The 13,233-nt window shown below is 72.0% G+C and carries 12 protein-coding genes and 1 pseudogene; 5 read left to right on the top strand and 8 right to left on the bottom strand.

The annotated features are described in order from the left end of the window. Window positions 1–37 precede the first annotated feature (37 nt). From BLV05_RS11405 to BLV05_RS11390, 4 genes are all read left to right on the top strand, one after another. Window positions 38–1,243: a beta-1,3-glucanase family protein gene (locus BLV05_RS11405; RefSeq protein ID WP_046770896.1), complete on the top strand. Its 1,206-nt coding sequence runs from the start codon at window positions 38–40 to the stop codon at window positions 1,241–1,243. A gap of 67 nt (window positions 1,244–1,310) precedes the next feature. After that, a complete protein-coding gene (locus BLV05_RS11400; RefSeq protein ID WP_046770895.1) occupies window positions 1,311–2,003 on the top strand; it encodes a hypothetical protein in 693 nt (230 codons plus the stop codon). Then, a complete protein-coding gene (locus BLV05_RS11395; protein WP_046770894.1) occupies window positions 2,000–2,566 on the top strand; it encodes a DUF6529 family protein in 567 nt (188 codons plus the stop codon). The genes BLV05_RS11400 and BLV05_RS11395 overlap by 4 nt, the downstream gene beginning before the upstream one ends. 8 nt (window positions 2,567–2,574) lie before the next feature. After that, a complete protein-coding gene (locus tag BLV05_RS11390) occupies window positions 2,575–3,060 on the top strand; it encodes a Rieske (2Fe-2S) protein (protein ID WP_046770893.1) in 486 nt (161 codons plus the stop codon). 9 nt (window positions 3,061–3,069) lie between these two features. Here BLV05_RS11390 and BLV05_RS11385 read toward each other — a convergent pair whose 3' ends face one another. The 5 genes and pseudogenes from BLV05_RS11385 to BLV05_RS11365 all read right to left on the bottom strand — a co-directional run bounded on the left by BLV05_RS11385 (window position 3,070) and on the right by BLV05_RS11365 (window position 8,792). Next, window positions 3,070–3,906, bottom strand: a complete 837-nt coding sequence (locus BLV05_RS11385) for a carbohydrate ABC transporter permease (RefSeq protein ID WP_046770892.1) — start codon at window positions 3,904–3,906, stop codon at window positions 3,070–3,072. Beyond that, window positions 3,896–4,861 (bottom strand): carbohydrate ABC transporter permease, encoded by a 966-nt coding sequence (locus tag BLV05_RS11380; protein WP_046770891.1) that lies wholly within the window; start codon window positions 4,859–4,861, stop codon window positions 3,896–3,898. Before BLV05_RS11380 ends, BLV05_RS11385 begins: the two co-directional genes overlap by 11 nt. After that, window positions 4,861–6,142: pseudogene (locus BLV05_RS11375) on the bottom strand (ABC transporter substrate-binding protein). The gene BLV05_RS11380 and the pseudogene BLV05_RS11375 overlap by 1 nt, the downstream one beginning before the upstream one ends. Before the next feature lie 14 nt (window positions 6,143–6,156). Continuing rightward, window positions 6,157–7,752, bottom strand: a complete 1,596-nt coding sequence (locus tag BLV05_RS11370; protein ID WP_152690918.1) for an FAD-dependent oxidoreductase — start codon at window positions 7,750–7,752, stop codon at window positions 6,157–6,159. Beyond that, on the bottom strand, window positions 7,749–8,792 hold the full coding sequence (locus BLV05_RS11365; RefSeq protein WP_046770890.1) for a LacI family DNA-binding transcriptional regulator: 1,044 nt from the start codon (window positions 8,790–8,792) through the stop codon (window positions 7,749–7,751). Before BLV05_RS11365 ends, BLV05_RS11370 begins: the two co-directional genes overlap by 4 nt. 177 nt (window positions 8,793–8,969) lie before the next feature. On the opposite strand from BLV05_RS11365, the gene BLV05_RS11360 reads away from it, so the two are divergent. After that, window positions 8,970–11,339: a hypothetical protein gene (locus BLV05_RS11360; RefSeq protein ID WP_063932610.1), complete on the top strand. Its 2,370-nt coding sequence runs from the start codon at window positions 8,970–8,972 to the stop codon at window positions 11,337–11,339. Between the two features lie 3 nt (window positions 11,340–11,342). Here BLV05_RS11360 and BLV05_RS11355 read toward each other — a convergent pair whose 3' ends face one another. The 3 genes from BLV05_RS11355 to BLV05_RS11345 are packed head-to-tail and all read right to left on the bottom strand — an operon-like array spanning window position 11,343 to window position 13,127. Continuing rightward, on the bottom strand, window positions 11,343–12,080 hold the full coding sequence (locus BLV05_RS11355) for a phosphotransferase family protein (protein ID WP_046770929.1): 738 nt from the start codon (window positions 12,078–12,080) through the stop codon (window positions 11,343–11,345). Between the two features lie 22 nt (window positions 12,081–12,102). Further along, a complete protein-coding gene (locus tag BLV05_RS11350; protein ID WP_052762822.1) occupies window positions 12,103–12,672 on the bottom strand; it encodes a DUF308 domain-containing protein in 570 nt (189 codons plus the stop codon). An 8-nt stretch (window positions 12,673–12,680) separates the two neighbouring features. Continuing rightward, the gene (locus BLV05_RS11345) at window positions 12,681–13,127 is read right to left on the bottom strand and encodes an organic hydroperoxide resistance protein (RefSeq protein WP_046770888.1); all 447 of its coding nucleotides are present in this window, start codon (window positions 13,125–13,127) and stop codon (window positions 12,681–12,683) included. Window positions 13,128–13,233: the final 106 nt, after the last annotated feature.

Genomic DNA, 13,233 nt, shown 5'->3' with positions numbered 1-13,233 from the left:
AATAGCGTCCGGGTCACCCATCCGGAGGAGGCCATCGGTGTCCGCCATCAGGAGACTCGCCGGCACACTCGCCGCACTCGCCCTCGTCGCGTCCGGATCGGCGGCCGCCGCGCCGGCGGCCGCGGCCGTCCCCGCCACGATCCCGCTCACCATCACCAACGACTCCGGCCGCGGCGACCCCGTCCACATCTACGTCCTCGGCGAGCGCGACGGCCGGCTCGGATACGCCGACGCCGCCGGCACCTTCCATCCGTGGCCCACGGTCGGCTCGGTCCCGGTCGACGCGCCCGACGCCTCCATCGCGGGCCCGGCCGACAGGCAGTCGCTCACGATCCAGCTGCCCCAACTCTCCGGCCGGGTCTACTTCTCCTACGGCAGCAAGCTCGTCTTCAAGATCGTCAACGACGGCCGGCTGGTGCAGCCGGCGGTCCAGAACCCCAGCGACCCGAACCGGAACCTCCTGTTCAACTGGACCGAGTACACCCTCAACGGCTCCGGCCTGTGGATCAACAGCACCCAGGTCGACTTCTTCTCCGCGCCCTACCAGACCGGTCTGCGCCGCGCCGACGGGTCGGTCGCCGGCACCGGCATGCTCCAGCCTGACGGCTTCGGCGCCGTGGTCGCGGCCCTCGACGCGACACCCGGCTGGGACGGCCTCGTCCAGACCGCACCGGACGGCTCCGTGCTGCGCGTGCTGTCGCCCGGGCACGCGGTCGGGACCGGACAGCTCGACCCGAACGTGTTCGCCGGCTACGTCGACCGGGTCTGGGCCAAGTACCGCGCCGAGACCCTCACCGTCCGGCCCTACGCCAACGAGCCGGGCCGGGTGTTCCACGGCCGCGTGTCCGGCGACGTCATGACGTTCACGAACGCGGCCGGCGCGGTGGTCACCACGTTCCCGAAGCCGTCGAGCGACTCGATCCTCGGCTGCCACCGCGACCTCGCCGCCCCGAACGACGACGTGGGCGCGATCGCGCGGACCCTGTGCGCGGGGTTCAACCGGTCGACGCTGCTGGTGAACTCGCAGCAGCCTGACTCGGGCAGCGGCGCGTTCTACCAGGACGCGGTGACCAACCACTACGCGAAGCACATCCACGCGCAGATGGCCGACGGCCGGGCCTACGCCTTCGCCTTCGACGACGTCGGCCAGCACGAGTCGCTCGTGCACGACGGCGACCCTGCGGCGGCGTACATCCAGCTGGACCCGTTCTCCGGCGCGGCCACCCCGATCGGCGGCGGCTAGGCCTGTTCTGCGGGTGGCCGCGGCCCTAGGATGACCTCGCCCCGGGAGCTACGGCGGAGGGTCGATCATGCCGCGCATTGGTCCGCTGGTGACACTGCTCACGGGTGCCGCGCTGGGCGCCGGCCTGCTCATCGCGAGCATGGCGGCGACGCCGGAGGAGCCCGCGGCCGACGACGAACCGGCGGCCGCGGCGACCGAGACGGAGACGCCGACGCCGGCCGCCGAGGCCACCACACCACCGCCGACGACCGAGCCGCCCGAGGCGACGACGCCGCCACCGGCGCCGGCCGAGCCGGTGACGTACGTCGGCTACACCGGCGACGGCGGCGCATCGGTGGCGGTGATCATCGACGGGACCGAGGCGATCGCCTACGTGTGCGACGGCGCGAGCCGCGAGGCGTGGCTGACCGGGACGGCCGCCGACGGCCGCCTCGAGCTGACCGGAGACCGCGGGACGCTGTCCGCCACGTACGACGGTTCGGTCGTCGAGGGCGAGACGACGGTCGACGGCCAGACCTGGACGTTCACCATCGAGCAGGTCGCACCGCCGGACGGGCTGTACCGGTTCGCCGACACGATCTCCGGCGGCGCCGAGGTGGTAGGCGGCTGGATCGTCCTCCCCGACGGCAACCAGGTCGGCGCCGTCAGCGTCGACGGCCAGACGCAGCCGGCCGCACCGATCGACGTCGGCACCGGTCAGGTCACGGTCGACGGCGAGATCGTGGAGCCCGAACTCCAGACCGACGGGAGCATCGAATGAGCCCCGGGGAGCCGCTGTTCGTCGAGCCGGAGCGGCGAGCGACGCTGCTGCTGGTGCCGTTCCTCGTCGGTGCCGCCGTCGCCGTCGTGCTCGGCGTGTACGCGAACGTGCACGAGCCGACCGGCATCGCCGTCAACGTCGCCGGTTTCTCCGGGCCGCTGGAGGCGAAGGTCTGGATGACGTCGGCGGCGGCCCTGCTGGCGGTCGTGCAGGTGGTGTCGGCGCTGGCGATGTACGGAAGGCTGGGCCGGTTCGAGCCGCCGTCCTGGATCGGCGCGCTGCATCGCTGGTCGGGCCGGGCGGCGTTCCTGCTCACCGTGCCGATCGCCGTCCACTGCCTGTACGCGCTCGGCTACCAGACCGCGACTCCGCGCGTACTCGTCCACTCGGCGGCCGGGACATTGTTCTTCGGCGTCTTCACCGTCAAGATGCTCGGGCTGCGCCGCGACGGGCTGCCGGGCTGGGCGCTGCCGCTGCTCGGCGGCGCGGCGTTCACCCTGCTGGTGGCGCTGTGGTGGACGTCGTCCCTGTGGTTCTTCACGACCTTCGGCGTGCGGTTCTAGGAGGAGATGTGACGGCGGGAACCCCGAGGCGGCAGGTGCTCGTGCTGGGCGCCGCCGGCGTCGTGACCGCGGCGACCGGATGCACGGTCTACGGCGACGAGAACGACCCGCCGGACCCGCCCGACTCGCCCGACTCGCCCGACCAGCCCGACGCCAGTGACGGCGGCGGGGCGAGCGGCGGGGGCGCCGTCGTCGCCACGACCGGCGACGTCGAGGTCGGCGGCGGCCTGATCCTCGCCGAGCAGCAGGTCGTCATCACGCAGCCGGCCGAGGGCGACTTCAGGGCCTTCTCCGCCGTCTGCACGCACCAGGGCTGCACGGTGAGCTCCGTCGGCGACGGCACCATCGACTGCGCCTGCCACGGCAGCCGCTTCTCGATCGAGGACGGCTCGGTGGTGCAGGCAGCGTCGGGCCTCTCACCGGACGATCAGGACCCGCTGCCGCCGGTGGACGTGACGGTCGACGGCGACCAGATCAGCCTCGCGTCCGGGTGAGGCCGGAGCTCATCCCTTCAGCCCGGAGTGGGCGAGTCCCTCGACGAACTGGCGCTGGGCGATCACGAACACGATGAGCACCGGCACCACGGTCATCGTCGCCGCGGCGAGCTGGGTGTTCCACATCTCGCCGCCGTAGGCGTCGGTGTAGCGGGTCAGCGCCTGCGGCAGCGTGAACAGCTCCGGCGAGGTCAGGTAGACGGTGGGCTCGAGGTAGAGGTTCCACGACGCCAGGAACGTGAGGATCGTGACGGCCGAGAGCGCCGGCTTCGCCAGCGGCAGGGCGATGCGCGCCCAGATCGCCGGCCGGCCGAGGCCGTCGAGCCGGGCCGCCTCCTCGAGCTCGCCGGGAAGCGCGAGGAAGAACTGCCGCATGATGAACGTCGCCAGCACGCACGGTGCGGCGAGCGCCGTGACGAGGATCAGCGGCCAGTGGGTGTTCACGAGGCCGACCTGCTTGAACATCTGGAACAGCGGCACGATGGTGACCTCGCTCGGCACGAGCAGGCCGACCAGCACGACCAGGAACAGCGCGTTGCTGCCCGGGAACCGCACTCGGGCGAAGGCGTACCCGGCCATGCTCGACACCACCAGCGTCACGATCGTCACCACGACGGCGATGTAGACGCTGTTGACGTACTGCCGGGCGAACGGCTGGAAGCTGAACGCCTCGACGTAGGCGTCGAGCGTCGGCGAGTCCGTGAACAGCGTCGGCGGCGACTGGAAGATCTCGGCCAGCGGCTTGAACGACGACGCGATCATCCAGACCGTGGGCACCACGAAGGGCACCGCCAGCACCGTCAACGCGACGACCAGCCCGATGCGGCGCGCGAGGTCAGGCCTCATGGAACACCCACTTCCGGCGCAGCTGCCACTGCAGCAGCGTCAGCAGCAGGACGAACGTCAGCAGCATGAGCGCGAGGGTCGAGCCGTAGCCGATGTCGTTGAACTCGAACGCCTGCTGGAAGACGTAGAAGACGAGCACGGTCGTGGACAGGCCCGGTCCGCCCTGGGTGAGCACGGCGATCTGCGCGAACGCCTGCAGTGCGCCCACGATGGTGATGATGGCCGTGAGCAGGACCGTCGGCGAGATCAGCGGCAGCGTGATGCGGCGGAAGATCGCGGCGTCGCTCGCGCCGTCGATGCGGGCCGCCTCGTAGAGCTCGCTCGGCACACCCTGCAGGGCGGCGAGGAAGAGCACCATGTTGACGCCGACGGAGCGGATCACCTGCGTGACGATGACCGCGGCCATGGCGGTGTCGCCCTGCTGCAGCCAGTTGGCGCCGTCGAGGCCGACGACGTCCAGGGCGGCGTTGATGCCGCCGTTGTCCTGCAGCAGGAATCCCCAGACGAGCGTCCAGGCCACGACCGACACGACGACCGGCGAGAAGAACAGGGTCCGGAAGACGGTCACGCCGCGGAACCGCCGGTTGAGCATGACGGCGAGCGCGAGACCGAGGGTGATGTTCAGGACGACGACGCCGCCCGAGAACACCGCGGTGGACGTGAGGACGGCCGGGAGCTGCGGGTCGTCCAGCAACGCCGCGTAGTTGTCCCCGCCCACGAAGGTGAGGTCGCCGCGGAAGATGTTCCAGTCGTTGAGGCTGTACCAGATGGCGAGGCCGACCGGCAGCAGGACGAACACCGCGACGCCGGCCAGCTGCGGCGTGATGAAGAGGTAGCCGGTGAGCGCGTCGCGTCGCCTGGTGGTCCAGAACGGACGGCGCCCGGGCGAGGGCGGCCGGCCCCGGGAGGCGGCTGCGGCCGCCTCCCGGGTCGCCTGGCTCGTTGTCGTGTTCATCAATGCGCGAGCAGCGGCTGGATCGCGTCACAGACCGAGCCGAGCACCGCTTCGACGTCGGCGCCGGCCGTCCACAGCGCGTCCAGCGCGGTCTTGCCGGTCTGGGCGATCTCGGCCGGGTTGGCGTGGTTCGGCAGTGTGACGGCGTCGGGGATGCGGTCGACCACCACCGTCTGGAGCTGCTCGGCCGTCAGCATCGGGTTGTTCGCGGCCAGCGCCTCACCGGTCAGCAGCGACTCGCGCGGCGGCGGGAAGTACTGCGCGAGCAGGGCCGCGTTGTCCGGGTTCGTCAGATAGGCGAGGAACTCCGTCGCCTCGTCCACGTGGGCGCTGGACGAGAGCACGCCGACACCGGCCTGGCCGATGACGGAGTACTCGCCCGCCGGGCCCGCGGGCAGCGGGATCACGTCGTAGCCGAACGATCCGTCCAGCAGCGAGGCGCGGGAGACCTGGGCGACGGTGAAGGCGGCGTCGCCGGCGAAGAAGTCCGCGGTCGTCCCCGGGCCGGGCATCGAGCCGTCGACGAAGGCCGCGTCGTGGAGGAACCGGAACGCGTCGGCCATCTCCGGGCTGTCGAACGTGCACTCGGTGCCGTCCTCGGACCAGGCCGCGGCGCCCCAGGCCGGCCACACCGTGCCGAGCACGTTCCAGGACGAGTAGTCGAAGTCGCGGATGACGAAGCCGCCCTTGCCGGTCGCCGTGTGCACCGCGGCGCCGGCGGCCGAGACGTCGTCCCAGGTGAGCCCGTCGGCGGGGAGCGTCTGGCCGGCCTGCGCGAGCAGGTCGGTGTTCACGTACAGCGCGAACGGCGAGTTCGAGAACGGATAGGCGAACAGCTCGCCGTCGGCGGAGAACTCCGCCGTCACGCTCTCGAGCAGGTCGTCGTACTCCCAGCCGTCCGTGCCCTCGAGCGTCTCGGTGAGCGGCACCAGCGCGTCCGCGGTGATGAGGTCCTCGGACAGGTCGCCCATCCAGGCGAGGTCAGGGGCGTTCCCGCCGGCGATCTGGGTGGTGAGCGTGGTGTTGTAGTCGGCGAACGGCAGGCTCTCGAAGGTGATCGATCTCGGGATGCTCGCTCCGGTACGCCTCGGCGATCGAGTCGAACAGGGCGAGGTGGTCCTCGTTCGACGTCCACACCGTCATGCGCAGGTCGACGCTGCCGGCCGCGGCGGGGGTGGACGACGTCTCGTCGTCGCTCGCGTCGGCGGAGCATCCGGCGACGACGAGCACGGCCGCGGCCGCCAGTGCGGCGGTGCGGCCCAGCCTCGTTGCTGTGATCATGTGTGTCTCTTCCCCTAATAGCCGATGATCTCGGGCCAGTGGATGTCGACGCCCGCCTCGACGAGCCGGGCTTGGAACCGGTCGACCAGTCGCGGATCCGACACGACGTCGCCCGGGCTGACGGAGCCTTCGAGGCAGAACGCCGCGAGCTCGCCCGCCGACTCGCCCACGTTCCACTCGACGGGGTGCAGCCGGTAGGCGCCGTTCGTGATGTGCGTCGTGCCGATGTTCTTCGCCGCGGGCAGCAGGTTGACGGTGCGCAGCGGCACGAGCGCGCCGAGCGGGATCTCGAACGGCGCGCACTCGACGTCGATGTAGTTGTCGCCGCCGGTGGACGGGTGCAGGTCGATGCGGTACATGCCGACACCGACGGAGTCGGCGAACCGCGCCGGTCCCGCGTGCCCGCGAACGGCGACCGACACGTCCTGCTCGACGATGGTGCGGCGGGCGCGGATCCGCCGTGACTCCCGGATGTAGGGCGCCTGGGCGAAGCCGTCGTCGGTGCCGAGGACGTCGCCGCGCAGCCGCAGGCCGGGCCACCCGGCCCCGCCGTCGGGGCGCGGCGCCTCGGTCTGCAGCCAGTAGAAGTACGCCCGCGACTGAGCCTTCGCCGCGGCGAGATGGGCCTTGCGGTCGGCGGTGTCGATGATCGAGCCGCCGACGTAGTCCAGCTGCGGCCAGTTGGCCAGCACGATGTCGCTGTCGTAGAACCCGGCGCGGAACGTCTGGCGGGCCGCGATGCGCCGGAACTCCCAGAGGTCCTGGTCGCCGGCGTCGACGCGGGGGTCTCCGCTGCGCTCGGTCGTGGGGTTGACGTCGAGGGTGCGCGTCTCGGGCTCGAGCGTGCGCGGGTTCGGTGCGACGAACGACAGCATCGGTGCGCCCCAGAACGGCAGTTCGACGGCGCGCCACTCGTCGTAGTCGGCCGGCCGCTCGATCGTGTGGTCGCCGTCGACGTGGTCGAAGGCGAAGCACCAGGCGATCGACTGGACGTTCCCCGGGTCGCCGTCGACGGGCGCACTGGGCTCGAGCGTCTCCTCCCGCGACTCCGCCCCGACGACGTAGTCGGTGCCGGTGAGCGGCAGCAGGTCGCCGGTCTCGGTGGCGTCCAGCACGTACGAGGCGTGGATCGTGGTGCGGGCGCCGTCGGCCAGCCGTTCGACCGTGACCGAGCGCACGCGGTCGTCGTCGACGTCAGCCGCGACGGGCACCGTGCGCCGCAGGACGACGAGGCGGCCGCTCGCCTCGTACGGGCCGAGCAGCTCGGCGACGACGGCCGCGGCGACCCTCGGCTCGTGGCAGAGCCGGCTGACGCGACCGCGGCCGGGGTTCAGCTCCCGGTCGGCCCGGGCCGTGTCCGACAGCGGGTAACTGCGCCGGTAGTGGTCGCGGATGCCGTCGCGCAGCGCTCGGTACCGGGCGGTGACGCCGAACCGCTCGACCCAGATGTGCTCGTCCGGCGGCACGCCCTGCGACGTCAGCTGACCGCCCAGCCACGGGTGCTCCTCCGTGAGCACGACCCGCAGGCCGCGGTCGAGCACCGCGAGCGCGGCCGCGACGCCGCCGAGCCCGCCGCCGATGACCGCGATGTCGGTGTGGATCGCCGTCATCGGGTCGCCCGCTCGACGATCGTCTCGCCGGGCTCGACCTCGGCGCCGAGGAGGCGCTGCGTGTCGAGGGAGTCCCAGTCCTCGACCGGGGAGGCGATCAGCTCGTGCAGCACCTCCAGCGCCTCCGCGGCGACCTCGTCGCGCGGCACGTGGAACCCGGTGAGCACGCGGCCGTCGCTACGGTGCCCGCGGACCTCGGCCAGCGCGGCGACGGAGACGTCCGCCGGCGTCCGCACGCCCGCGCCCGTGAGTGCGTGGATCGCGTCCTCGGCCAGGAACGCGTCCTCGGCGAACAGCACCGTCGCACGGTGGTCCCGAACGAGGCCGGCCAGGCCGGCGAGGTCCTCGGCGCCGCTCAGGGCGAACGTCAGCCGGCCTTCGGCGCCGGCGGACTCGATCGCGGCGCGCCGGTCGCGAGCGGTCGGGCTCGGCCGGTCGCGGTGCAGGTAGACGGCGCGCTCGTGGTCGAGGGCCACGGCGCGGTCGATGAGCGCCCGGGTGGGCGTCACGTAGTCGAGTCCGACGTACGGGACCTTGGCCTCGGTCTCGTCCCGGCGTCCGACGGCGACGAACGGGAACCGCTCGTCGACCAGCCGCTCGAGCTCGGCGCCGTCCATCTGCTGCCCGAGCAGGATGCATCCGTCGGCCAGCCGCAGCCGCGTCTTGCGGTGGAACAGCCGCCGGGTGCCGTCCTCGACCGGCGAGCTGGTGAAGAACAGCAGGTCGCAGCCGACCTGCTCGGCCGCGCGCTCGATGCCGTTGAGCAGCGGGCCGTAGAAGTCCATGCTCTCGGGCGACAGAGCCGGCTCGTAGGTGAACACGCCGACGATCTGGTTGTCGAGGCCCGCGAGCCGGCGGGCGGCCGGGTCGGCCACGTACGTCGCCGCCTCGATCGCCTCACGCACCCGCTCCCTGGTCTCCTCGGGGATGCGGATGTTCGAGCCGTCGCGGTCGTTGAGGACCAGCGAGACCGTCGTCTGGCTCACTCCCGCGATCCGGGCGATCTCCCGCTGGGTGACCCGGCGAGGCTTCGGTGCCATCTGAGCTCCTGAACTTGATAATGCCTATCTTCACGAGGTGTCGGCGACGATAATGCGTAACACCAGATCGCGCAACCCTCCTTGACAGCGCTTCGGCGCAGCGCTCAGGATGAGGTCGCCCAGGATGCTAATAGGCATTAGCAGGCTCGCGATGAAGCGAGCGGAAACGGAGCGACGATGACGTCGGCACGCACCCCTTCGCGCGATCTGAGCCGCCGCGGATTCCTCGGAGCGACCTTCGCGGCGGGCGTGCTGCTCGTCGCCGAACGCTCACCGGTCACCGCCTCCGCCGCCGCGGGCGACGTCACGCTGTCGGCGGCCGGGATCAGTGTCGTCGCCAGTGTCGGCGGGCGGATCGCCATCCGCGACGGCGCGGGCGTCGTCCGTTCCCAGGGCTCGCGCTTCCAGGTGAAGGACTCCCGCACCGGCGTCCACGTCTCGACCGGCGGCCAGCCGACCCTCGTCACGACCGCCGACGGCGCGCCCGCGATCCGCATGGCGTACACCTTCGACGCGGCCGCCGGCCCCACGACGGTCGTCGGCACGGTGACGGTGGCGACCGGCCACGCGCACCTCGAGTGGCGGGTCGACGGCGCACCGACGCTGCTCCCGGACGGGTTCCTCTTCAGCCGGGCGATCCTGTCCGCCTCCGAGGCGGACGACTACATCGCAGTCACCGAATGGGTCCGCGACGCCGGCGGCGGCATCCCGTACGAGCGGATGGTCGGCGTGGCGCATACCTCGGCCTGGGGCGCCCTGCACGGGATGTTCCTCCTCGAGCGGTCCCGGCAGGCTTGGTCGAACAGCACCTGGATCCACTCCCCCGGCGTCGCGCTGCCGGGCGGCGGCCACCTGAGCCGGGCCGACTTCTTCTTCAGCTCGACCCGCCCCTCGGCGACGGCGTCGATCGGCCTCGGCCGGGAGCTCGGCGTCGAGGTGTGGACCGACCGCGACTTCATCCTCTGGGCGCAGGCGGGCGAGACGATGTCCGTGACCGCGCTCGTCGCGAACGGGAGCGACGCGGACAAGACGGTCGACCTCGGCTGGTGGGTCCGTGACTACGACGGCGCCCAGCTGGCGAACGACACCCGCCCGGTCACGATCGCGGCCCGCTCGACCCTGGAGCGCACCTTCACCGTGGCCGCTCCGGCGCAGGGGATTCTCGTGGCCGAGGTGTTCGCCCGATCCGGCGACGACGAGGCCTTCGCCCGCACCACGCTCGCCGTCCTGCCGAGCGAGCCCGCCGCCGGCCCGTCGGCGCAGAGCATGTTCGGCATCGCCAACTACCCCTGGCTGCAGCGCCCCTCGGCCGACGCGCTGCTCGACCTCTGGCAGCGCGTCGGCGTCAGCCGGGTCCGGATCGCCTACGACGGCGGCCCCGGCCTGCCGCCCGCGGCGTACGACGAGCGCGGCATGCCGCACAACATCGAGCTGCAGCCCTCTCTCGACGCGACGCCCGAGGCCGCTGCCGCCTGGGCGGCGGCGAACCTCGGCACCGCGATCGCCGCCGGCGCCGAGTACTTCGAGGTCGGCAACGAGCTCAACCGCCCGTTCAACACCGGCGTGGCCGCTCAGAGCTACATCGACAAGGCATTGCGCCCGGTCGTCGACCGGGCCGCCGCCGTCCGGGCGACGGTGAAGATCATGAACAACGGGCTGGCCGGCATGGACGAGCCCTGGGTGCGGAACTTCCACGCGGGCGGGGGCTGGGACCTCATCGACGCGTTCGCCTTCCATCCCGGCCGGGGGAACTTCACCCCCGACTACGTGCCCGACGACGAGTCGGACCCCTCGGCCCACGGCGGCTACTGGAACTTCTACGGCGGGCTGCTCCGGCTGAAGGCGCTGATGGCCGAGTACGGCGAGAAGGAGATCTGGCTGACCGAGGCGTACGCGTGCACCCGTCCGAACGCGTGGTGGAACGACACCTACCGGCACGCCGCCGAGAACGTCTTCCTCACCCTCGCTCTTGCCAAGGCCGAAGGCGTTCGCGGCGTGAACTGGTACCAGTTCCACGACAGCGTGCTCGGCAACGCGCAGGTGGCCGACCCCGGCAACGTCGAGTACCACTTCGGCCTGATGAACCGCGACCTCAGCGCGAAGCCGTCACTGCTGGCCTACGCGAACGCCGCCCGCCTGCTCGACGACGCCGTCTTCGGCGGCTGGCTGGAGTTCGGCAACCCGCAGACGAAGGGGCTCTACTTCGAGTCGCCGGGCGGCGACCTCGCGGTGCTCTGGAACCGTGCCGACGGCTACCTCCTCAACGCCGGCCATCCCGACGAGGGCGACTACTTCCCCGCCCCGGAGGTCTGGGTCGACCCCTGGCCGACGAAGACCACCCTGTCGGTCACCACCAGCGGTGACACCGCCGTCGCCGTCGACGCCATCGGGCGCCGCACCGACCTGACGGTCACCGGACGCACCACCCGGCTCGTCCTCGACGGCGCGCCCCGCGTGTACCGCGGCCTCACGATCATCCCGGGCCGCGCGGCCGGCCGGACCACCCCGGCCAGGCGCCCTCGCCTCGGCGGCGCGCATCGCGTCTGAGCCCTACATCCGCGATCTCAGCACGTCGATCTCGCCGCCCGGCATCGACGGGTCGAAGCCGTGCTCGGCCAGCCAGCGGACGTTCAGCAGGCTGCGGATCGACCACCATGCCCGGATCACGTCGCGGTCGACGTCGCCTCCGTAGCCGGCGACGACGTCGGCCAGGTGCTCCTCGTGTCCGAGCGTCAGGGTCGCGAGATCGAACATTCCGTCGCCCCGGCTGGCCTCGGACCAGTCGAGCACGCCGGTGACCTCGTCGCCGTCGACGAACACGTGGGTGATCTGGAAGTCGCCATGAATGAACACCGGCGTCCACGGCCGCAGCGCGGCCTCGGCGACCTCACGGTTGCGCGCGACCAGGTCGGCGGGAAGGACGCCGTCGGCGACGAGCCGCTCACACTCGGTCTCGAGCTCCGCCACCAGGGTGTCGCGGCTCCGCCACGGCCAGGGCGGCAGCGGCGCCTCGTGCAGCTTCCGCGCGGCGGCGCCGGCCGCGGCCCACGCCGCCGGCGACGCGGGCGACGGCTCGCCCAGGCGGCCGAGCGCCGTCCCCGGGAGGGCGGCGAGCGCGAGCACGGGCGGCCGGCACCACAGGACGTCCGCGGTCGGGATCGGCGCCATGGCCATCGCCTCGACCTCGACCTCGGCGTGCGCCGGATCGGCGTCGATCTTCAGGAACACGTCACCGACCCGCAGCGTCGCCCGCTCCTGATGAGCGACGACGACCTCGACCTCGTCCACGCCGGCCATTCTCGAAGGACGATCACCGACGCGGCAACGGGTTTGTCTGCCGCCCCAGGCGGACGGCGGAGATCAGGAAGAAGATCCCGCCGAGGACGGCGTAGCCGCCCACTCCGGAGATGCTGTCCGGGTCCTGGAACGACTGCGCCAGGAAGGCGAGCCCGGCCACGATCGAGAGGGCGCCGCTCAGGATCTGCGGCACCTGGCCACCGGAGCTCCGGCGCCGTACCGCGGTGACGAGCTGCGCGACTCCGGCGGCCGCGGCCCACGCGCCCCAGACCCCGAGGGCGGCGGCGACGGACCCGGACGACACCCAGCCGAGCACGATGGCGACGACGACGCTGACCACCACGTTGGCCCACTCCGCCACCCGCGGGCCCGCCGTGTGGTGGTCCGATCGCAGCTGCCAGAGAACGGCGGCCGCGTCGGCCAGCGGATAGACGACCAGGAGGACGGTCAGCAGCGGCCCGGTGCCGTCCGGCGTCAGGAACAGCAACACCGCCCAGACGACCGCGAAGGCGAAACGGACGACGTACAGGCGGCGAAGCGTCGCGGTGAACGTCGACGGGGACGTCGATTCGAGCGTGGTCACGATGGTCCTCATTCGTGTGCTGGCTGGGCGACGGTGGTGGTGAGCGTGACGGGCACGTTGCCCCGCGTGGCGGCCGAGTAGGGGCACACCTCGTGCGCCGCGGCGGTGAGGCTCTCGGCGAGCTCCTGGGCGATCCCGCCGCCGACGTGCACGCGCAGCGCGGCGGTCAGCGTGAATCCGCCGGCCCCGGCCGGGACGATCGACACCTCGGCGACGACGGTGGAATCGGCCAGCGACACCTTGCGCCGCGAGGCCACGAGCTTCAGGGCCGAGTGGAAGCACGATGCCCAGCCCGCCGCGAACAGCTGCTCCGGGTTGGTCGCCCCGCCCGGGCCGCCCATGTCCTTCGGGACGGCGAGCGTCACGTCGAGCAGGCCGTCGTCGGTCACCGCGCGGCCTCCGGCTCGGCCGTCGCCGGTCGAGGTCGCGATGGCGGTGTACAGGGGTGCGGACATCAGATCTCCCAGTTCGTCGGCATGTAGAGTTACTAGTACGTCTACATAAACGACTCTAGACTGTCCGCAGCGCTGGCGCAATCGGCCCCGGCCGGGAGGGGAGCAC

The organism is Jiangella alkaliphila (assembly GCF_900105925.1).
Lineage (GTDB): Bacteria > Actinomycetota > Actinomycetes > Jiangellales > Jiangellaceae > Jiangella > Jiangella alkaliphila.
Note: the sequence above shows the minus strand (reverse complement) of the source record. Positions and strands in the feature narration are given on the sequence as shown.